Here is a 19,564-nt window from a genome sequence, read left to right as displayed (position 1 = left end):
GAGTTCCAGGTGCTTGCCCTTGTGGCCAATGGGCTGCAGAACAAGGCTATCGCGGCTTCGCTGGGACTGTCGGAGTTCACGGTGAAGATTCATCTCCACAACATCAACACCAAACTCGGCACCCACAACCGCACGCAGGCTGCGGCTCTCTTCCATGCACAGCGCAAAGCGTCGCCCTCGTTCGGGCGGGTTTTGGCCCAGCCATCATACCTGGCGTTACCGCTTTCCTGAGGCTTCCGGATGACCCGTCTACAGGACGTGCTGCTGGTCGTGGGCCAGCTCAACTATACCTGGACAAACACGGAGAGCCTGCTCATCTATCTGATCGCCGGGCTCGCCAAGGTCGATAAAGAGACCGCAATCATCATCTTCCTGACCTTGAATACGACCCGCGCTCGCATCGAGCTGGTCGAGCGCCTGGCCAAGATGAAGAAGACCCCGGCGGACTGCCGCAAGGCCGTGCTGGCGGTGACCGAACAGCTGAACAAACAAGCCAAGCTGCGGAACAAGTATAGTCACTGCATCTATTCCTTTGACGAAACCGGGACCGAAGCCACCACGCAATTGATGCGTATCGCCGACGGCAAGGACGCAGTGCGCTACGGCAAGATCGAGAAACTGGACGATGCAGAGATCAAGCGCATCCGGGCATCGATCGACGCCATCACGAAGATCAACACCGGCGTCTGGGCAATCGTTGACGACTACGGCTTCCCAAAGTGAGCGGTTCCGCCCTGGTGGCTCGCCTGATGCGCAAGCTGAGGCGCAAGGCCATGGGCATTGGTCATGATCTCGGACAAACTGTGATCGTATGGCCGGGCAAAGCAGGATATCAGACCTGACGTCGTGGCGCTGCCCAAGCAGTCCCTATCAACGTTTCTAAGTCACACGGTCGACGATCATCGCAGCTATCGGGATTGCGGAAGTGGCTGCCGGTGACGGGGCGTTGCAGACGTGGAGCATGCGTTCGGTCTGGGCGAAGAGAAAATCATGAATGAGCGCTCCGTCCCTGCGCACCGCCTGCGCGCGGATGCCCGCCTCGCAGGGCAAGAGGTCGACAAGTTCGAGGCTCGGGCAATATTTGCGGCATTCTTCGAGATAACCGGGTTTCCAGAGCGAGTTGCGCAGTTCCGTCACCGCGGACTTGCGGTTGGCAAGAACGGTTTTCCAGAAGCCGGGGAGGAGCGCGTAGTCGGCCATGTCGGCAAGATGGACGAGAGACGCGGACAACCCTCGCGCGCAAAGTCGATCACGGCATTCCGCCAGAGCACCCCGTTGACGAAAGTGAGATTATCAGCCCCGAGCGGCCCGGATCGCCGAGCTTACGGGGTTGCAAATCCCCGACACGGCGCCATTGCTCAGGCGTAAGCTCCTACCGCTTCGGCTTCAAAGGTTTCCAGATCAGCGAACCTGGGAACCCCATGAATCACACATCACTTTTTTTGTTGCCTATACGTTCAACCCCTGATAGCAGGTTCCGCAGGGGAATGGGGTTAGACCATCTTCCGGGAGGGGAAAAATAGAAATGTCTGTCACGGCGCTGGCGGCGCCGGATGACGGTGCGGCCACGCTTTGGCGCGGCGCACCGTTCTATTCCGGCACGCCCGAATGCATCATCTACGTGGACCGGGTCTTTCCGGTTTCGTCCGCTCGATCCACTCCGATCGTCATGGTGCACGGAGGCTGCCACACCGGGGCCTGCTATCTCGGCACGCCTGATGGGCGCGAGGGATGGGCGCAGATTTTCGCGCGGGCGGGATACGATGTGTTCGTCGTCGACTGGCCCGGACATGGGCGGTCTCCGGTCCGGAACGACCTCGCGACGCTTTCTACGCACCAGATGGCCTCCGCGATCCTTGCCTTGATCCGCTCAGTAGGTCCCGCAGTTGTCATGGCGCATTCGGCATCCGGACCCATGGCATGGTGGATCGCAGAGCAGGCTCCGGATTCGGTGGCCGCGATCGTGGGAATCGCGCCGGGCGCACCGGCGAACGTCCTTCGCGTTCTGCCTGAAGACCCGCAAGCCATCAAGCCGTTGCGCAACGACGAGTCGCTGGGGTGTCCGGTCATGTTTCCCGAGCACGAGCCCGTCGTCGTCGATGAGGAGTTCATGAGGAGCTACTGGGCGAACGCGCCGCGTTTCCCACTGGAAGCCTTCGATCAGTATCGCCTTTCGATAGTCCCGGAGAGCGCCCGTCTCTTTAACGAGAGGTTCAACATTGGCGGCCGCGGGCTTCGCATTTCCAATCCCGGGAACATCGCCCGGATCCCCAAAGCGGTACTCACTGGCGGCCACGACCCGCGCCATCCGCGCGAGATGGACGAAGCGACCGCCCGCTACGTCGGGGCGGACTTCGTCTGGCTCCCCGATCAAGGAATCATCGGGAACGGCCACATGCCGATGATCGAGAACAACAACGCCGAAGTCGCGGAGCAGGTCATTCGCTGGCTGAAGAAACACGGCCTCTGAAAGGGGTCGGGTAACTGCCGAACTGAGTTTCAAGTCCTGGGAGAGAGACTACATGTGTTACAAGACCATTATTGCAGGAGCGCTTGCAGCCGCAGCCTATACGTTGCCGGCTCATGCCCAAGTCAGTGACGACGTCCTCAAGATCGGCGTTCTCACCGACATGGCCGGAGTGGCCGCCGACATCACGGGCAAGGGTTCAGTAGTGGCGGCCGAGATGGCCGTCGAGGAATTCAGCAGCACTGTACTCGGCAAACCGATCCAGATCATCTCGGCCGACCATCAGCACAAGGCAGACATCGGCGCGTCGATCGCCCGCAAGTGGCTCGACGTGGAAAACGTGGACGCGATTGCAGACATCCCGAATTCGGCCGTTGCGCTCGCGATCCAGAACCTGGCGCGCGAAAAGAAGCGGATCGCCCTCTTCTCCGGCGCAGGCTCGACAGCGCTCACGAACGATCAATGCTCTCCTTACGGCTTCCACTGGACCTACGACACGTACAGCGTCTCGCACGGCACGGCGTCCGCCGTCGTGAAGGCCGGGGGAGCGTCCTGGTTCATGCTGGCATCCGACTACGCCTTCGGCCATCAGCTCGCGAAGGACGCGGGCGACGTCGTCAAGGCGAGCGGCGGCGACGTTTTAGGCGAAGTCCTTCACCCGCTGGGAACCGCTGATTTCTCGTCCTTCCTGCTGCAGGCCCAGAGTTCGGGAGCGAAGGTCATCGGCATTGCCAACGCCGGAGCCGACACGGTCAACGCCATCAAGCAGGCCGGAGAGTTCGGCATCGTCGAACAGGGGCAGAGTCTGGCGGCCCTCATCCTCTTCCTCCAGGACGTTCACAGCCTCGGGCTGGCAGTGGCGAAAGGCACATACCTGACCACCGCGTCCTACTGGGACATCGACGATCAGTCGCGTGTGTGGTCCGAGAAGTTCAAGAGCCGCACGGGTATGATGCCGTCAATGGTCCATGCCGGGGTGTACGGCTCCGTGCTGCATTACCTCAAGGCGGTCGAGAAGGCCGGGACCGACGATGCCGGCAAGGTCGCCGCGGCTATCCGGGAACTGCCCATCAACGACGCGTTCACGCACGACGCGCATGTCCGTGAGGACGGCCGCGTGCTGCGCGACATGTATCTCGCCCGTGTGAAAGAACCGTCGGCGTCGAAGGGCGAGTGGGACTATTTCGAGATCGTCTCGAAGATTCCCGCGGCGGACACGGTCTGGCCGCTCGATAAGTCGACCTGCCCGTTGGTGAAGAAATAATCAGCCTCCCTAAGGCGTTCGGATGCCACCGTGTCGGCCCGCAGGCTGACCGAGGCATCCGAATGGCCGCTGTGGAGCCAGGATGGACCTATGAATGACGTGATTCTAGCAGCCGAGAACCTGACCAAGGAATTCAAGGGTTTCGTGGCGGTCGATGGCGTGAACCTCAAGATCCGCCGAGGCCAGATCCACGCCCTGATCGGCCCGAACGGGGCAGGCAAGACAACCTGCTTCAACCTCCTGACCAAATTCCTGCGTCCGACCAAGGGCACGATCACCTATGCAGGGAAGGACATCACTTCGCTTGAGCCTGCGGACATAGCGCGCCTTGGGCTGGTCCGCTCGTTCCAGATTTCCGCAGTCTTTCCGCATTTGACCGCGGCAGAGAACGTCCGCATTGCCCTGCAGCGCAAGCGCGGCGCCAGCTTCGATTTCTGGCGCTCCCAGAAGGTTGTATCCGAATACGACGACGCTGCGCATTCCCTGCTGGACGAAGTGGGTCTGTCCGAATTTGCCGCCACCGAAGCCAGCGAGCTGTCTTACGGACGCAAGCGTGCATTGGAGATAGCCACCACGTTGGCGCTGGACCCTGAAATGCTGCTCCTCGACGAACCAATGGCTGGTATGGCCCAGGCCGACATCGAACGCATATCGGCGCTGATCAAGCGGATCTCTGCGAACCGCACGATCCTGATGGTCGAACACAACCTCTCCGTCGTCGCTTCGCTTTCGAACACCATCACCGTCTTGGCGCGCGGCAAGGTCCTGGCGGAAGGCGACTACGCCATTGTGTCCAAGGATCCGCGCGTCGTCGAAGCCTACATAGGATCCGGACATGTCTGAAGAAGCGCTCGCCACTGCGCCCAAGTCGGCGGAAACTTCGGCCCCACTGCTCGCCGTGCGCGGCTTGGAGGCCTGGTATGGCGAGAGCCATGTCCTGCACGGCATCGACATCGACGTGCGGCGGGGCGAGGTCGTTACCCTGCTCGGGCGCAACGGCGCCGGGAAGACGACGACCCTGAAGTCGATCATGGGAATCCTGCCCAAGCGCAAGGGTTCAGTCGTCTTCGAGGGCAAGGAACTCATGCATCTTCCAGCCCGCTGGATTGCGCGGGCAGGCATCGCGTTCTGTCCCGAGGAACGCGGCATCTTCTCCTCCCTTTCGGTCCAGGAGAACCTGATGCTGCCGCCTAAGGTGAAGCCCGGCGGCCTGTCGGTCGAACATATCTTCACGCTGTTCCCGAACCTCAAGGAACGCCTTTCGAGCCAGGGAACCAAGCTTTCCGGAGGTGAGCAGCAGATGCTTGCTATCGGCCGAATACTGCGGACGGGAGCCAACCTGCTTCTTCTCGACGAGCCGACCGAGGGGCTCGCTCCGGTCATCGTCCAGCAGATCGGCCGCACGATCGCGCAGCTCAAACAGCAAGGATTTACGATCGTGCTGGTGGAGCAGAACTTCCATTTCGCGTCGTCAGTGGCGGACCGTCACTACATCGTCGAACAGGGCGAGACCGTGGACATGATCGAGAACAGCGACCTCGAACGCAACATCGGCAAGCTGCACGCCTATCTGGGAGTCTAAGAAATGTTCGAGCTAATAGGAATTCCGCCCCAGGCGCTGTTCGGCCAGCTTCTGCTCGGCGTGATCAACGGAGCGTTCTACGCCATGCTGTCGCTTGGGCTGGCCATCATCTTTGGCCTGCTCAACATCATAAACTTCGCACATGGCGCGCAGTATATGCTCGGAGCGCTGGTCTCTTGGATGCTCCTGGATTATCTCGGCGGGTCTTACTGGTGGGCGCTGCTACTCGCGCCCGTGACGGTCGGCGTCTCCGGAGTGATCCTCGAGCGCGTGCTGATCTCGCGGCTCTACCATCTCGACCATCTCTACGGCCTGCTGCTGACCTTCGGTCTCGCGTTGATCATTCAAGGCCTGGCGCGCAATTACTACGGCATCTCAGGCCTGCCTTACGCCATCCCGCCGGAACTCTCGGGCGGCCAAAATCTGGGCTTCATGTTCCTGCCGAACTACCGCGGCTGGGTGGTCATCGCCTCGCTGGTCGTCTGCCTCGCTACCTGGTTCGTGATCGAGAAGACCCGGTTCGGCGCCTATCTGCGCGCCGCCACCGAGAACCCGACGCTGGTCGGCGCGTTCGGCATAAACGTGCCGCGCATGATCACTCTTACCTATGGCTTCGGTGTGGCGCTCGCCGCCTTCGCCGGAGTGCTCGCCGCCCCCATCTATTCCGTCAACCCGAACATGGGCGCCGACATCATCATCGTGGTGTTCGCGGTCGTCGTCATCGGGGGCATGGGTTCGATCCTGGGTTCGATCGTCACGGGGTTTGGCCTCGGCATCGTCGAAGGCCTGGCGCGTGTCTTCTATCCTGAGGGTTCGGCGATGATGATCTTCGTCATCATGGCGATCGTGCTGCTCGTTAAACCCACCGGATTGTTCGGGAGGACTGCCTGATGACCATCGCCGTCGAGGCCACCAATGATCCCCTTTCCGTCAACCATGCGAGCGGCACGATGCCGGTGACGCACCGCGTGGTCTTCCTCCTGCTGATCCTGCTCTCGCTGATCGCGCCCTTCTTCGTCTACCCGGTCTTCCTGATGAAGGTGATGTGCTTCGCGTTGTTCGCATGCTCCTTGAACCTGCTGCTGGGCTTCGGCGGGCTCATGTCCTTCGGCCATGCCGCTTACTTCGGTGGTGCTGCCTATGTGGCGGCGCATGTCGCCAAGGTCTGGGAAACGACGCCGGAGGTCGCCATCCTCCTCGGTACGCTATCGTCCACGGTGCTGGGCCTCGCCATCGGCTCGCTCGCGATTCGGCGGCAAGGAATCTACTTCGCCATGGTGACGCTCGCCTTCGCGCAGATGGTCTTCTTTGGAGCTCTGCAATTTCCGTTCACGGGCGGCGAGGACGGCATCCAGAACGTGCCGCGCGGCGACCTGTTTGGACTGTTCAGCCTGCGCTCCGATTTCTCGCTCTACTTCGTCGTACTGGTCATCAGTTTCGGCGGCTTCCTCGCGATCTACCGAATCATTCATTCGCCTTTCGGCCTGGTCCTGAAGGCGATCCGGGAGAACGAGGTGCGTGCGGTTTCGCTCGGCTACCAGGTCAACCACTACAAGCTCATCGTCTTCGTCCTGTCGGCGACGCTCGCGGGCCTCGCCGGGGCGACGAAGACAATCGTCTTCCAGCTCGCCTCGCTCACCGACGTCCACTGGTCGATGTCCGGCGAAGCGGTGCTCATGACGCTGATCGGCGGCATGGGAACGGTATTCGGTCCGGTCGTCGGCGCTGCGGTCATCGTGACGATGCAGGACTACCTCGCCTCGCTCGGCGCATGGGTCACGGTGATCCAGGGCTGCATCTTCGTGATCAGCGTGCTCCTATTCCGCGAAGGTATCGTCGGACTGATCGCCAAGGTCTTGCGGCGGCCGCTCTAAGCGGCCTTGCCTGCCCGGCCACTGGACACCATACAGGAGATCCGCCATGAACAAGCTCCCGCTGAGCGGCTATCGCGTTGTCGAATTGTCCCAGATGATCATGGGCTGATGCGCAAGCTGCTGAAGGCGCAAGGCCATGCGCTCCAGACGTCACGCCTGGCATCGTGACGCTGCCCAAGCGGCCCCTATGGACCTTTCTAAATCACACGGTCGACGATCATCGCCGCTATCGGGATTGCCGAAGTAGCTGCCGGTGACGGGGCGTTGCAGACGTGGAGCATGCGTTCGGTCTGCACGAAGAGGAAATCATGAATGAGCGCTCCGTCCCTGCGCACCGCCTGCGCGCGGATGCCCGCCTCGCAGGGCAAGAGGTCGACAAGTTCGAGGCTCGGGCAATATTTGCGGCATTCTTCGAGATAACCGGGTTTCCAGAGCGAGTTGCGCAGCTCCGTCACCGCGGACTTGCGGTTGGCAAGAACGGTTTTCCAGAAGCCGGGGAAGAGCGCGTAATCGGCCATGTCGGCAAGATTGACGGAGAGACGCGGATAACCCTCGCGGGCAAAGCCGATCACGGCATTCGGCCCGACGGTCACGCTGCCGTCGATCATGCGCGTCAGGTGGACGCCGAGGAAGGGCAAGGCGGGGTCCGGGATCGGATAAATGAGGTGGCGGACGATGTCGTTCTTGTCGGCCGGCAGGCGAAAATATTCGCCGCGGAAGGGCACGATGCGATGTTCGATCGAAAGGCCCGCGAGGATGGCCAGCCGGTCCGATTGCAGGCCGGCGCAGGCGACCAGCTTTTTCGCCCGCCAGCTTTCGCCTTCCGACGCGATGTCGACGGCGTCGATCGTCTCGCGGATGCCGGTGACGCGGGTCGAAAGGCGGATTTCCCCACCGAGCGCCATGATGCGCCGGCTCATGGCCCGGCAGACTTCAGCATAGCTGACGATGCCGGTCGAAGGCACGAAGAGTGCGCCGCGGCCGCGGATGTTCGGCTCGCGCTCCTTCAATTCGCCCTCGCTGATGCGGTGGACCTCGATCGTGTTCTGCTCGGAGCGTTCGTAGAGGGCGTCCATGCGTTGCATCTCGAGATCAGAGGTGGCGACGAGCAGCTTGCCGCAGGCCTCGAAGCGAATGCCGTTCTCCGCGCAAAAAATCTTGGTGGCCTCCGCTCCCTTGCGGCACAGCTCGGCCTTGAGGCTGCCCGGCGGATAGTAGATGCCGGCGTGGATGACGCCGCTGTTGTGGCCGGTCTGGTGCTTGCCGAGCGCATCCTCCTTTTCCAGGAGGATCAGGCTGCTGCCGGGCCTCTCTTCGAGAAGACGCATGGCCGTCGCCAAGCCGACAATGCCACCGCCGATAATGCAATAGTCGAAAATCATCTGTCCTGCCCTTACCCCGCCCGATTATGCGGGCGCCGCCTGGTATTCGCCATAGCGACGTTTTCTAATTCCAAGCTGTTTTCTGTGGCTGTGTCTTCGCTCACGATGCAGAACGAGATGGATGAAGGGACAAGGCCAAGTCCACGTCACATGGCTTTTGAAACGACGCTAAGGTAATCTCTTTTTCATGGAGATGTGAGCATGGAACGCCGGCTGGCCGCGGTCCTTGCCTTTGACATGGAAGGTTACTCCCGCCTTATGGGCGCGGATGAGCGCGGCACTCTGGCGGCGTTTCGGCGACACTGCAACGACATCTTCAATCCCCGGGCTGCTCAATATCATGGAAGGATCGTCAAATTCACCGGCGACGGTGCTCTCATCGAGTTCGCCAGCGTGGTGGATTCGGTGTGCTTCGCGGTGGAGATGCAATGCGCGTTGCAGGCTGAAAATTCCGTCATCGCGCCGGAAAGTAGGCTTTGCTACCGCATCGGGATCAACACCGGCGACATCATGGTTGACGACGGCGACATTTATGGCGACGGCGTGAATGTTGCTGCGCGGCTTCAGGAACATGCCGACCCGGGCGGCATCAGCCTCTCAGAAACCGCGTTCAACCAGATCAGGGGCAAGCTGGACCTCAGCTTCGATTACTACGGCAAGCGCCAAGTGAAAAACATCGGAGAGCCCGTGGCGATCTACAAAGTCCGGCTCGACGACAAGGCTCAGGCGCTGCTGACGCCGTTGGTGCGAAAGGCGCCGTGGGCTTATCCTGGCCGTCTTCGATGGTACGCCGTGGCTGCCGCCGCGGTGCTCATCGCGGGCGCCGCCTTGATCTGGATGCGGCCGTGGGAGCCAGCGTCGCTTGCTCCCGAACGTTTCGCCTATCCATTGCCCGACAAACCTTCAATCGCCGTGCTTCCATTCATCAATGTGAGCAACGACACGGAACAGGACCACCTTGCGACAGGCTTGACGGATGATCTGATAACGGAGCTTTCGAAGGTCTCGGGTCTTTTCGTTATCGCTCGGCATTCTGTCTTTGCCCTTCGCACCACCTCGGTCAGCGTCCAGGACGTGGCCGCCGAACTTGGCGTGCACTTCGTTCTGGAAGGCTCCCTGCAGCGGACAGAGTCCAAGTTGAGAATTAACGTCAACCTCATCGACGCCCTTACAGGGCTTTCTCTGTGGGCGGAGCGTTACGACCGGGAGTATTCCGACATTTTCGCCGTTCAGGACGATGTGATCAGCAAGATCATCTCGGCGCTGGCGATCAAACTGACCAAGGGGGAGCGCGATCAGCTGGCGCGAATCCCCACCGATAACCTCGAAGCTTACGATTATTATCTTCGGGCGGAGAAGGAAGGCTTTCTCTACAGCGACGTGGATACATATCGCCGGGCATTGTCCTTTTACCAGAAGGCCATCGATTTGGACCCCGACTTTGCGGAAGCGCATGCCGGCATCGCGCGTATTGCGGTGGATGTCTGGCGCAACGACTACAATCTGATCTGGTCGGCGGCGGTAGCACGTAAGATCGCCTACGACGCCGCCGGGCAGGCGCTCAAGCTGGATTCCGGGAATGCGCGCGCCCATACCGTTCTGGCACTGTTGCAGCTTGTCGACGGACGGCGGGAGGAAGCAACCGACTCTGCCACGAGAGCCATCACCGTTCAGCCAAACGATTCCGAGGCCTTCGGCAACTTCGCCCTCATTCTGGCCCAGACCGGCCAGCGTGAGCAGGCCATCGGGGAAGTCGACAAGGCAATGCGCCTCGATCCGGCGCCGCCCATGAGTTTCCGTCTGCTGGCCGGCATCACACTTTACCTATCGCGGGAGAACGATCGGGCTGTCCCGCTTCTGGAAGCGGCGCGCGACGGCTTGCCGAACGCCGAACCGGCGCGCGAATATCTGGCTGCGGCCTACGCACATCGGGACGACGAGCAGCACGCAAGCCAGGAAGCTGCGAAACTTCTAGAGCTCTTTCCCGACAGCAACCTGACTTATTATGGCTACCTCTACGATTATTGGCGCGAGGAGGATCGCAACTATCATCTGGAGGGCCTGCGGCGGGCCGGAATCACGGATTGGCCGTTCGGCTTCGAAGGCAAGGAAGCAGACCAGATCGCCGGAGACGAGCTGCGCGCGCTGGTGGGCGGCACGACATGGTCCGGCAGGCATAAGAACGGAACTGAATTCATGCAGTATTTCGACAATGCCGGACACACAGCCTATCGCAGCGCAAACACAAACGTCACAGGCATGGTCGAAGTTGACGCCAACCGGATCTGCGAAAAGTTCGAAGGTTATTTCCTGGATCGCATGACCTGCGGATACGTCTATCGCAACACCACGGACGAGGCCCGCGACAAGGACTATGTCCACGTCTCGCCGCAGGCCCTCAAGTTCTTCTCGGTCACGCCACAGTAGGAAGGGAGAGCGTCAAAGACGCTCATTCCCAGCTTTTAAGCGACTTCTCGGCAATCAACGTCTGCTCGACCCCGGGCCAGTATTTTTTGGAATCGACAACCTTGGTTGGCTTTTTCTCGAAGCCATCGGCCGCACCGGGATCGTAGCTGAGATACAGCTTCCCATCGATGATCCTCCACGCTTTCGGATCAATGTTCGTGGTGATCGTGCCGAGTGAGACTCCATCCGCGCAATAGCCGCCGTATTGTGGTGCGTATTTGACCGGTTGGCTGACAAAAAGATCGCGATTCTCTGCGCTGGCGAAGTGCCAGGTCGCGCCGAGCCAACGATACGAAAATTCTGCCGATCCCTGGACGGCCTGATTTTGCGTGAAGTAGGCAACAGGGTCATATCCCTTGATGGCGACGTCGCCGAAATAGCCTGTATTGACGACTTCGTCGGCCGCAACACTGCCCACGAATGCCAGGAGAGACAGAGCGCCTGCAGCCGCATGAATACGCAGGCCGGCCTTTCGTTTAGCATCACACATTATTGTTCTCACTTTTAACTTGCGTTGCGCACGCCAGGTTATTTGGCGCTCGCTGCAGGTGCTGTTTTGCGTTTGTTGCATTCGGTGTAGAGCCATTCACCCACGAGATCGGCCTTTTGACATGTAGCGCCGGCCGCCATCAGCATCGTTGCGGTCGGCCAGTGTTCGCGCCAGCCTGCCTGGGTGAGAGGAGTGTAACCGTTTCGCTCGGTCGCTTCGATTTCGGCATCGTGATCCAGGAGAAACTCAGCCACTTCGGCATGGCCTTCCTCCGCGGCTGCATGCAAAGGCGACATCTTGTAGAAGTTCTTTGTGTCGTTGACGTCGGCTCCTTTTGTGACAAGGAGGGAAGTCACCTCAAGGCTTCCGCCGTACGATGCAGCATGCAGTGGGGTGAGGCCATGTCGGTTACGGACGTGGATATCTGACCCGCGTTCAAGCAGAAGAACGACGACAGCCTTGTTTCCGGCCAGCGAAGCAATGACGAGCGCCGGATCGCCGGCAGGGTCAAGTTCCTCAATGGCGGCACCGGCGTCCAGCAGCTGTTTTGCCTGTTCGACGTCGCCGGTTTTTGCCGCATCGTGCAGGGGACCTGCTAACGCCGTCGAGATCCCGCAAACGAAAGCTAAGCAGGATGCGCAAAGATATTTCATGAGCGATAACTCCACCCCCGCGGGTAGAAGTTCTATTCTATCACGACCGCAAGCAATCCTTCAATATTAAATGCGGGAGTGTAGATAACGATATGAAATACTTCACACATTAATTGCTGGTACTTCAACTCTGAAACCATCGGTCGAGAGAGGAGTGGAGCGGTTATTTACGGTTGCCGAATCGATATTTCAGATCACAGACTTCTCCGCTGCTACGCCCCGTTTCGGTCTGGCCATTGGATGGACGAAGATGGGGACGATGCCTGGGATGGTTCCGCGGCTAGTCGCAGGGGTTGAAGGTTTTGCTTGAGCAAAGCGCCGAGAAAATAGAGGCTGTGCCGGCATCAGGGTGAACATGAGCGCTTCCCAGCCCAAAATCTCGGTCTTCGGGGCCGGCAGCATCGGCTGCTATGTCGGCGGGCGGCTGGCTGCGGCCGGCGCCGATGTGAGCTTCGTCGGGCGTGAGCGGCTGGCCACGGAGATCGCGAAACATGGTTTGCTGCTGACCGACTATCGCGGCGCCGATCTGCGTATTTCGTCTGGCGACGTCGATTACCGCACCGATCCCGCCGGAACTGCCGATGCCGGCCTGATCCTCGTCACGGTGAAATCCGGGGCGACCGCTGAAGCAGGCAAGACGCTGGCAGGACTGGCGCGGCCGGATGCCGTCATCGTCAGCTTCCAGAACGGCGTCGGCAATGCCGAGATCCTGCGCGAAGCCGTTCCCGGCCGCAACGTTCTGGCCGGCATGGTGCCGTTCAACGTCATCCGGCGCGGCCCCGGCCATTTTCATCAGGGCACCGAAGGTGCGCTCGATGTCCAAAAGGATGAAGCACTGGCGCCGTTCCTGCAGGCGTTCGGGCAGGCCGGCCTGCCGCTCCACCAGCATGCCGATCTCGCTCCGGTGCAATGGGCAAAGCTGCTGCTCAATCTCAACAACGCGGTCAACGCGCTGTCGGGCCAGCCGCTGAAGGCCGAGCTTTCGCAGCGCGACTACCGGCGCTGCCTGGCGCTGGCGCAACAAGAGGCGCTCGACGTCCTCGGCGACGCCGTCATTCGCCCGGCGAAGCTGACGCCGCTGCCGCCATCTTGGCTGCCCTTCGTGCTCAGGCTTCCCGACGCGCTGTTCCGCATCATCGCCGGCAGGATGCTTGCCATGGACCCGCTGGCGCGCTCGTCGATGCTCGACGACCTCGATGCCGGCCGCGCCACCGAAGTCGACTGGCTGAACGGCGAAATCGTCAGGCTGGCAGGAAGCGGAAGCCCGGCGGCGCGGGTCAATGCCCGGCTGGTCGAACTGGTTCACGCCGCCGAGCAGGGCGGCCGCCGCAACTGGCCGGGGGATGCATTGCTGGAGCGCTTGCAATCGCCGCGCTGAACGGCTGATGTGGGGACGGTCGGGGAGTAGGGGAACAACATGGCAATGGATGCGGACGCCATCATCGTGGGCGGCGGGCTGGCGGGCCTTGTCGCCGCGGCGGAACTCGCGGACGCCGGCAAGCGAGTGATCGTGCTGGAGCAGGAGGGGGAAAATTCGCTCGGCGGCCAGGCGTTCTGGTCGCTCGGCGGTCTGTTCTTCGTCGACAGCCCGGAGCAGCGGCGGCTGCGCATCAGGGACAGCCGCGCCCTCGCGCTGCAGGACTGGTTGGGTTCGGCGCAGTTCGACCGGCCGCAGGATTTCTGGCCACGGCAGGTGGCGGAGGCGTTTGTCGATTTTGCCGCCGGCGAAATGCGGCCATGGCTGCACAGCCAGGGCATGCGCTGGTTTCCGGTGGTCGGCTGGGCCGAGCGCGGCGGCGCCATGGCGCATGGCCACGGCAATTCGGTGCCGCGTTTCCATATCACCTGGGGCACCGGCCCAGGCGTGATCGAACCGTTCGAGCGGCGGGTGCGGGCGCATGTCGCCAGCGGGCTGATTTCACTGAAGTTCCGCCACCAGGCGAGCCGGCTGGTCAAGACCAAGGGCGCGGTCACCGGCGTTGCCGGCGAGATCCTGGAGCCATCGACCGTGGATCGCGGCCAGCAGTCGGGCCGCACCGTGGTCGGCGATTTCGAGTTCGGCGCCAGCGCTGTTTTCGTCACCTCCGGCGGCATCGGCGGCAACCACGACCTAGTGCGCAGGAACTGGCCGAAGGAGCGGCTGGGCAATCCGCCGAAATTCATGGTGGCGGGCGTGCCGCATCATGTCGACGGCCGCATGGTGGCGATCACCAAAAAGGCCGGGGGCGCTGCGATCAACGAAGACCGCATGTGGCACTATGTGGAAGGGGTGAAGAACTGGGCGCCGATCTGGCCGAACCACGGCATCCGCATCCTGCCTGGACCGTCGTCGCTGTGGTTCGACGCGCGCGGCAACCGGCTGCCGGCGCCCTGCCTGCCGGGGTTCGACACGCTGTCGACGCTGAAGCACATCCTGGCGACCGGCCATGAGTATTCGTGGTTCGTGCTGACCCAGAAGATCATCAAGAAGGAGTTTGCGCTTTCCGGGTCCGAGCAGAACCCCGACTTCACCTCGAAATCGTGGCTGGCGGTGCTGAAAAGCCGCCGCGCCAAGGGAGCGCCGCCGCCGGTGGAATCCTTCAAGCAGCATGGCGAGGATTTCATCGTTCGCGACAATTTGATCGATCTTGTCGAGGCGATGAACGGACTGACGGGCGAGGGGCTGATCGACCACGATCATCTGCTTTCGCAGATCGAAGCGCGCGACCGCGAGATCGACAATCCGTTCAGCAAGGACGCACAGGTGACGGCGATCAACGGCGCCCGAAACTATCTCGGCGACAAGCTCATCCGCACGGCCAAGCCGCACAAGATCCTCGATCCCGCCAACGGGCCGCTGATCGCGGTGAGGCTGCATGTGCTGACGCGCAAGACGCTGGGGGGCATCCACACCAATCTCGACGGGCAGGTGCTGGATGGGCAGGGCGAGGCGGTGCCCGGCCTCTACGCGGCGGGCGAAGTCGCCGGCTTCGGCGGCGGCGGCTACCACGGCTACAACGCGCTCGAAGGCACGTTTCTCGGCGGCTGCATCTTTTCGGGCAGAAATGCCGGAAGGCATGCGGCGAAGACGGTGGGATAGCTTCCGAAAGCGGTGCTGCGCCCGGCCGGCTCCCTGGATCGGTTCACGATTCCATGGAATCGTTCAGCCGCTCCAAGTCCTTGTTTTGTCGCGTTTCCGAACCGGAAAACCGCTACACACTTGTCCTGGAACGCTCTGGATCGATTCCGATTTTGGGGCTATCAGTCGGAAACTTCGGTTTCCGGACGGTCGCTGCCTTTCACGACTTCGCCATGCCAGTTGCCTTCGGCATCCTCATACTGGATGCCCTGGGTCTCGCCGGCGACCTGCTGTTCGGCGGCGGCCGCCTTGGCTGCCTGCGTCGCCTGCTCCCGCGTCCTGAAGGTCTCTGAAAAGGTGGCGCCGACCTTGTAGGCCCAGCCGCCGTCATGCTCGACGATGTCGTATATCACTTGTGCCATGTCTTTCTCCATTGTCGCCGTGCCACAACGAATGGCGGCGGCCAGAGTTCCGGCTGATTGTTAGCTGCATTTGTTCGACGCCAGGCGATTCCACCTGGTTGCAAAATGCTCCATCAGTTCAACCTTCCCGTCGAATTGTCTGGGTCAAGCTGCTTGCGGTCGCGGTCGCGGTGTTCGGCTTACGTCTCCGGTCGCAATGCCGATGTCGATAATACCACCCCGGGATGCCCGGCGCGATCCGGTTTGTTCGACAATCGAGACGGTCCAACTGTCGTTCAGGCCGCCGGCTTCTCGTGCCAGGCCGAACGCAGCACGCGCAGCCAGTTTTCCCGGCAGATTTTGGCAAGCTCCGCATTGCCATATCCGGCCTCGCGCAGCCCGGCTACGAGATTCTGAAGCCCGGCAGCCGAACCGATCGCCTGCGGGATCAGCGCGCCGTCGAAATCGGACCCGAGCGCCACGCCATCGACGCCCAGCCGTTCGACCAGGTAATCGATGTGGCGGATCATCTCGTCGATCGGCGTATCGGCCTTGTCGCGGCCGTCGGTGCGCAGCATGGTGACGGCGAAGTTGAGCCCAACCAGCCCGTTGCTTTCCTTGATTGCGTCGAGCTGCTTGTCGGTGAGGTTGCGGGCCACCGGCGTGATCGCATGTACATTGGAATGGCTGGCGACCAGCGGCTGGTCGCTCAGTTCGGCGACATCCCAGAAGCCCTTTTCCGTGATGTGCGACAGGTCGATGAGAATGCCGAGTCGGTTGCATTCCCTGACCAGCGCGCGGCCGGCCTCGGTGATGCCCGGACCGGTGTCCGGGTCCATCGGATAGGCGAAAGGCACGCCGTGGCCGAAAATGTTGTTGCGGCTCCAGACCGGGCCGAGCGACCGCAAGCCGGCGGCGTAAAAAACCTCGAGCTCGGCGAGATCGGCGCCGATCGCCTCGCAGCCTTCCATGTGGAGCACCGCCGCGAATTTGCCCGTGGCCATGGCGCCCGCAACGTCGGCGCTGTCGCGACAGAGTTTCCATGCACCGGCGCGTTCCAGCTTCAGCGCGATTGCCGCCATCTGCAGCGCGATGTCGAGCGAGGGCGCGCGTTCCAGTGGCGGCGACAGTGGAGTGGTATAGCGGCCCCGGGAGTCCGGCTCCTTGAGCACTAGTTCGCCGGCCGGAATGTAGATGGCGCAGAGGCCGCCGGCGAGACCGCCCTGCCGGGCGCGGGGCAGGTCGATGTGACCCTTCTTGGTGCCCCCGGTGAATTCGTCGACAGGGTCGGATCCTTCGCGGGAGTTTCTCCACAAACGGAGCAACACATCGTTGTGCCCGTCGAACACTGTTTCCATCAAGTGACTCCCGCTTCTGCAGCGATGATGACTAGCCGCCGCCCGAGATCAAGCGAGCAATCCATCAGCATGCAACAAAACTGTCTGTTGGGAACCACATACAACTCTAGATACATTTGTTCTGTTACGAAAAGAAATTGAAGACATGTTCTTTCGTACAGTTTCCCTAACGGCATCGCCGCGATAACGTGATGCCTCAATCCGTTGCCGCCATGCATTGAGGGGAAATCAGATGCGCAGCGCCTTGCTTGGATTGTCTTTTATATCGCTGCTGGCGTCGGCCGCCTTTGCGCAGGATGAAATCCAGCCGGAAACCGTGGGCAATCTGACGATCCCGCGCGGGACCGAGATAGTGTTCTCCGTCGACCTGGCGCTGAACCACGTTGTCGACGGACGCGTCTACGCCCTCAACTCCAAGGACCTGAAACTGCTCGGCATCATCGGCACGGGCAGCCTGGGCATGGTGCATGTGCCGCAAGGCACAAGCGACATCTATGTCGCCACCAGCCATCTGTCGCGCACAACGCGCGGCACACGCAGCGACTTCGTCGAAATCTATTCGGGCGAGGATCTGACGTTCAAGGAAGAGATCCCGATCTCCAACAACCGGGCGCAGGCGCTCAACTACCGGTCGCTGATCTGGACGTCGAGCGACCTCAAATACCTGTTCATCCAGAACGCCACGCCGGCAACCTCGGTGACGGTCGTCGACATGCTCGCCAAAACGCAGGTCGCCGATATCCCTAACCCGGGCTGCTACGGTATCTTCCCGGCCAGCAAGACGCCGACGCGTTTTGCCACCACCTGCGGCGACGGCACCTTCGGCACAATCAACGTCACCGCTGACGGGTCGGCCGAGATGAGGGCATCCGAGCCCATATTCGACGCCGACAAGGATGCCCTGTTCTCCGGGGCGTATCGTTGGGGCGAAAACTGGGTGTTCACCTCCTATGCTGGCAACATCTATGTCGTCGATGTCGAAGGCGAGACCGCCAAGCTGGTTGACAAGATCGCGGTCTCCGAAGGCGTCGAGGGCAACTGGCGGCCGGGCGGATACCAGCCGATCACTGTCCGCAACGACACCGGCATGGCCTATCTGCTGATGCATTCGAACGGCACCGAGGGCAGTCACAAGAATCCGGCCGAAGAAATCTGGGCCGTCGACCTCAAGACCAAGAAGGTCGTTGGCCGCGCGGCCTCGGTGCCGGGCATCGCGCTGTCAGCTAGCCAGGGAGACGCGCCGGCTCTCTTCGTTATCGACGGGTTGAAAGCCGAAATCGTGCGCTACGACCTTCCCGCCGCTGGCCAGGCTTTCGCGCTGACGCCCGGGGTGGCCGCCTCGGGCGGCGCGCTGCCCGACCAGGTGGAGGTGCGCTGATGCAAGCGGGCTTCGCTCTGGCCCACCCGATCTTCATCATCGTGGCGGCGGGCACGCTGGTCTGCGTTTTCCTGCGGGGTGCTACACACAAATTCTTTGATTTCACCTGGTTTTCGCACATCCTGGCCGAATACCGCATCCTGCCGGGGGCGATTGCCGTGCCGGCCGCCGCGCTACTCACTGTTCTGGAGGTTGCGGTGGCGTTCGGCCTGGTCGTGCCGCAGACACGGCCCGTCGCGGCATTCGCCGCTGCTGCTCTGCTGCTCATCTACGTGGCCGCCATGGCGGCAAACCTGTTGCGCGGCCGAACCCGCATCGATTGCGGCTGCGGCGGCGCCGGGCAAGGCATCTCCTGGCTCCTTGTCGCCCGCAATGTGGCGTTGACCGGCCTCGCGCTGATTGCCGCGCAGAACGCCGCGCCGATCGATTTCGGCGCCTTCGGCTGGCTCGTAGCAGGTGCGGGAATCGCTTCTTTCTGGCTGCTGATCATCGGCCTGGAAAAACTCGCCGAGAATCTTTCCTACCTCGCCGCGGCGGACGACAACGCCCATGATCATCAGCATCATCATCTGGAGACGCATTGATGGAACCCTTGATGGTTGCGGTGGTGGTTTTGTGGGCGATCGTGATTGCGCTGCTCATCGTCGTCTTCGCGCTGGCTCGCCAGGTGGGCATCCTGTTCGAGCGGGTGGCGCCGATGGGCGCGCTGATGACCGACGCCGGGCCGAAGATCGGCGAGGCTTCGCCGCGCTTCGACCTGATGACGCTTGACGGCAAGCCGCAGACGGTCGGCGGCGCGTCGGGCAAGAACACGCTGGTGTTCTTCCTGTCGACCACGTGTCCTGTCTGCAAGAAACTGCTTCCCGTGCTGAAGTCGATGCGCAGCGCCGAGGGCCGGACCCTCGACATCGTGCTGGCCAGCGATGGCGAGCACGCAGTGCACCGCGCCTTCCACAAGGCGGCGGGGCTCGATGATTTCCCCTATGTGCTGTCGTCCGACCTGGGCATGACCTACCGTATCAACCGGCTTCCCTTCGCGGTCGTGCTCGACCAGCAGGGCATCGTGCGCGGCAAGGGTCTCGTCAATTCGCGCGAACAGCTTGAAAGTCTGATGAACGCCCGCGACCTCGGCCAGCCGTCGATCCAGAACTGGATCGCGACGGAGACGGCCGGCCGCGCGATCAATTAGGA

Annotated in this window: 19 protein-coding genes and 1 pseudogene; 14 read left to right on the top strand and 6 right to left on the bottom strand. The window is 61.7% G+C overall.

The features are described 5' to 3' along the window. Positions 1–231, top strand: a 231-nt coding sequence (locus tag F3H98_RS24265; protein ID WP_149762916.1) for a response regulator transcription factor, incomplete at its 5' end; no start/stop codon positions are given. A 9-nt stretch (positions 232–240) separates the two neighbouring features. Beyond that, entirely contained in the window at positions 241–723 is a 483-nt protein-coding gene (locus F3H98_RS24260; protein ID WP_149762915.1) for a hypothetical protein, read from the top strand. 156 nt (positions 724–879) lie between these two features. On the opposite strand, the pseudogene F3H98_RS24255 reads toward F3H98_RS24260, so the two are convergent. Further along, positions 880–1,259, bottom strand: a pseudogene (locus tag F3H98_RS24255) (L-2-hydroxyglutarate oxidase); the annotation flags it as partial. Positions 1,260–1,525: 266 nt separating this feature from the next. Between F3H98_RS24255 and F3H98_RS24250 the strand changes: the two are divergent. The 6 genes from F3H98_RS24250 (at position 1,526) to F3H98_RS24225 (ending at position 7,187) form a co-directional block, all read left to right on the top strand. Then, positions 1,526–2,470 carry an alpha/beta fold hydrolase gene (locus F3H98_RS24250; RefSeq protein WP_149762914.1) on the top strand — a complete coding sequence of 315 codons (945 nt, stop codon included), beginning with the start codon at positions 1,526–1,528 and terminating at the stop codon, positions 2,468–2,470. Between the two features lie 52 nt (positions 2,471–2,522). Further along, on the top strand, positions 2,523–3,731 hold the full coding sequence (locus F3H98_RS24245; protein WP_149762913.1) for an ABC transporter substrate-binding protein: 1,209 nt from the start codon (positions 2,523–2,525) through the stop codon (positions 3,729–3,731). A gap of 90 nt (positions 3,732–3,821) precedes the next feature. Then, entirely contained in the window at positions 3,822–4,574 is a 753-nt protein-coding gene (locus tag F3H98_RS24240) for an ABC transporter ATP-binding protein (protein ID WP_149762912.1), read from the top strand. After that, entirely contained in the window at positions 4,567–5,313 is a 747-nt protein-coding gene (locus F3H98_RS24235; RefSeq protein ID WP_149762911.1) for an ABC transporter ATP-binding protein, read from the top strand. The genes F3H98_RS24240 and F3H98_RS24235 overlap by 8 nt, the downstream gene beginning before the upstream one ends. 3 nt (positions 5,314–5,316) lie before the next feature. Further along, complete coding sequence (locus F3H98_RS24230; RefSeq protein WP_149762910.1) at positions 5,317–6,204, top strand: branched-chain amino acid ABC transporter permease; 888 nt, start codon at positions 5,317–5,319, stop codon at positions 6,202–6,204. Beyond that, entirely contained in the window at positions 6,204–7,187 is a 984-nt protein-coding gene (locus F3H98_RS24225) for a branched-chain amino acid ABC transporter permease (protein ID WP_149762909.1), read from the top strand. Before F3H98_RS24230 ends, F3H98_RS24225 begins: the two co-directional genes overlap by 1 nt. Before the next feature lie 197 nt (positions 7,188–7,384). On the opposite strand, the gene lhgO is transcribed toward F3H98_RS24225, so the two are convergent. Next, the gene (gene lhgO / locus F3H98_RS24220) at positions 7,385–8,566 is read right to left on the bottom strand and encodes an L-2-hydroxyglutarate oxidase (RefSeq protein WP_210249706.1); all 1,182 of its coding nucleotides are present in this window, start codon (positions 8,564–8,566) and stop codon (positions 7,385–7,387) included. 204 nt (positions 8,567–8,770) lie between these two features. On the opposite strand from lhgO, the gene F3H98_RS24215 reads away from it, so the two are divergent. Then, the gene (locus F3H98_RS24215; protein WP_149762907.1) at positions 8,771–10,996 is read left to right on the top strand and encodes an adenylate/guanylate cyclase domain-containing protein; all 2,226 of its coding nucleotides are present in this window, start codon (positions 8,771–8,773) and stop codon (positions 10,994–10,996) included. A gap of 22 nt (positions 10,997–11,018) precedes the next feature. Here F3H98_RS24215 and F3H98_RS24210 read toward each other — a convergent pair whose 3' ends face one another. Together F3H98_RS24210 and F3H98_RS24205 are read right to left on the bottom strand one after the other, a co-directional pair. Continuing rightward, a complete protein-coding gene (locus tag F3H98_RS24210) occupies positions 11,019–11,525 on the bottom strand; it encodes a YHS domain-containing (seleno)protein (RefSeq protein ID WP_149762906.1) in 507 nt (168 codons plus the stop codon). 38 nt (positions 11,526–11,563) lie between these two features. Beyond that, on the bottom strand, positions 11,564–12,178 hold the full coding sequence (locus F3H98_RS24205) for an ankyrin repeat domain-containing protein (RefSeq protein ID WP_149762905.1): 615 nt from the start codon (positions 12,176–12,178) through the stop codon (positions 11,564–11,566). 355 nt (positions 12,179–12,533) lie between these two features. On the opposite strand from F3H98_RS24205, the gene F3H98_RS24200 reads away from it, so the two are divergent. Together F3H98_RS24200 and F3H98_RS24195 are read left to right on the top strand one after the other, a co-directional pair. Continuing rightward, positions 12,534–13,556, top strand: a complete 1,023-nt coding sequence (locus F3H98_RS24200) for a 2-dehydropantoate 2-reductase (RefSeq protein WP_149762904.1) — start codon at positions 12,534–12,536, stop codon at positions 13,554–13,556. 39 nt (positions 13,557–13,595) lie between these two features. Continuing rightward, positions 13,596–15,257: an FAD-binding dehydrogenase gene (locus tag F3H98_RS24195; protein ID WP_149762903.1), complete on the top strand. Its 1,662-nt coding sequence runs from the start codon at positions 13,596–13,598 to the stop codon at positions 15,255–15,257. A 161-nt stretch (positions 15,258–15,418) separates the two neighbouring features. Here the strand turns inward: F3H98_RS24195 and F3H98_RS24190 are convergent, their stop codons facing one another. Both F3H98_RS24190 and F3H98_RS24185 read right to left on the bottom strand, forming a co-directional pair. Then, on the bottom strand, positions 15,419–15,658 hold the full coding sequence (locus F3H98_RS24190) for a DUF2188 domain-containing protein (protein ID WP_149762902.1): 240 nt from the start codon (positions 15,656–15,658) through the stop codon (positions 15,419–15,421). Positions 15,659–15,933: 275 nt separating this feature from the next. Continuing rightward, entirely contained in the window at positions 15,934–16,995 is a 1,062-nt protein-coding gene (locus F3H98_RS24185) for a dipeptidase (RefSeq protein ID WP_149762901.1), read from the bottom strand. Positions 16,996–17,227: 232 nt separating this feature from the next. Here F3H98_RS24185 and F3H98_RS24180 point away from each other — a divergent pair, with 232 nt between their 5' ends. From F3H98_RS24180 to mauD, 3 genes are read left to right on the top strand one after another with little or no spacing between them, the layout of a single operon-like run. After that, on the top strand, positions 17,228–18,373 hold the full coding sequence (locus tag F3H98_RS24180) for an amine dehydrogenase large subunit (protein ID WP_149762900.1): 1,146 nt from the start codon (positions 17,228–17,230) through the stop codon (positions 18,371–18,373). Continuing rightward, the gene (locus F3H98_RS24175; protein ID WP_149762899.1) at positions 18,373–18,957 is read left to right on the top strand and encodes a MauE/DoxX family redox-associated membrane protein; all 585 of its coding nucleotides are present in this window, start codon (positions 18,373–18,375) and stop codon (positions 18,955–18,957) included. The genes F3H98_RS24180 and F3H98_RS24175 overlap by 1 nt, the downstream gene beginning before the upstream one ends. Then, positions 18,957–19,562 (top strand): methylamine dehydrogenase accessory protein MauD, encoded by a 606-nt coding sequence (mauD, locus tag F3H98_RS24170; RefSeq protein WP_149762898.1) that lies wholly within the window; start codon positions 18,957–18,959, stop codon positions 19,560–19,562. Before F3H98_RS24175 ends, mauD begins: the two co-directional genes overlap by 1 nt. Positions 19,563–19,564: the final 2 nt, after the last annotated feature.

The sequence above is a fragment of the Neomesorhizobium albiziae genome, assembly GCF_900114255.1.
Lineage (GTDB): Bacteria > Pseudomonadota > Alphaproteobacteria > Rhizobiales > Rhizobiaceae > Neomesorhizobium > Neomesorhizobium albiziae.
Note: the sequence above shows the minus strand (reverse complement) of the source record. Positions and strands in the feature narration are given on the sequence as shown.

What these genes read in the sequence shown, in the direction of transcription:
- F3H98_RS24260 (WP_149762915.1), top strand. Translation starts at nt 241, where the DNA reads ATGACCCGTCTACAGGACGTGCTGCTGGTCGTGGGCCAGCTCAACTAT.
- F3H98_RS24250 (WP_149762914.1), top strand. Translation starts at nt 1,526, where the DNA reads ATGTCTGTCACGGCGCTGGCGGCGCCGGATGACGGTGCGGCCACGCTT.
- F3H98_RS24245 (WP_149762913.1), top strand. Translation starts at nt 2,523, where the DNA reads ATGTGTTACAAGACCATTATTGCAGGAGCGCTTGCAGCCGCAGCCTAT.
- F3H98_RS24240 (WP_149762912.1), top strand. Translation starts at nt 3,822, where the DNA reads ATGAATGACGTGATTCTAGCAGCCGAGAACCTGACCAAGGAATTCAAG.
- F3H98_RS24235 (WP_149762911.1), top strand. Translation starts at nt 4,567, where the DNA reads ATGTCTGAAGAAGCGCTCGCCACTGCGCCCAAGTCGGCGGAAACTTCG.
- F3H98_RS24230 (WP_149762910.1), top strand. Translation starts at nt 5,317, where the DNA reads ATGTTCGAGCTAATAGGAATTCCGCCCCAGGCGCTGTTCGGCCAGCTT.
- F3H98_RS24225 (WP_149762909.1), top strand. Translation starts at nt 6,204, where the DNA reads ATGACCATCGCCGTCGAGGCCACCAATGATCCCCTTTCCGTCAACCAT.
- F3H98_RS24215 (WP_149762907.1), top strand. Translation starts at nt 8,771, where the DNA reads ATGGAACGCCGGCTGGCCGCGGTCCTTGCCTTTGACATGGAAGGTTAC.
- F3H98_RS24210 (WP_149762906.1), bottom strand. Translation starts at nt 11,525, where the DNA reads ATGTGTGATGCTAAACGAAAGGCCGGCCTGCGTATTCATGCGGCTGCA.
- F3H98_RS24205 (WP_149762905.1), bottom strand. Translation starts at nt 12,178, where the DNA reads ATGAAATATCTTTGCGCATCCTGCTTAGCTTTCGTTTGCGGGATCTCG.
- F3H98_RS24200 (WP_149762904.1), top strand. Translation starts at nt 12,534, where the DNA reads ATGAGCGCTTCCCAGCCCAAAATCTCGGTCTTCGGGGCCGGCAGCATC.
- F3H98_RS24195 (WP_149762903.1), top strand. Translation starts at nt 13,596, where the DNA reads ATGGCAATGGATGCGGACGCCATCATCGTGGGCGGCGGGCTGGCGGGC.
- F3H98_RS24190 (WP_149762902.1), bottom strand. Translation starts at nt 15,658, where the DNA reads ATGGCACAAGTGATATACGACATCGTCGAGCATGACGGCGGCTGGGCC.
- F3H98_RS24185 (WP_149762901.1), bottom strand. Translation starts at nt 16,995, where the DNA reads ATGGAAACAGTGTTCGACGGGCACAACGATGTGTTGCTCCGTTTGTGG.
- F3H98_RS24180 (WP_149762900.1), top strand. Translation starts at nt 17,228, where the DNA reads ATGCGCAGCGCCTTGCTTGGATTGTCTTTTATATCGCTGCTGGCGTCG.
- F3H98_RS24175 (WP_149762899.1), top strand. Translation starts at nt 18,373, where the DNA reads ATGCAAGCGGGCTTCGCTCTGGCCCACCCGATCTTCATCATCGTGGCG.
- mauD (WP_149762898.1), top strand. Translation starts at nt 18,957, where the DNA reads ATGGAACCCTTGATGGTTGCGGTGGTGGTTTTGTGGGCGATCGTGATT.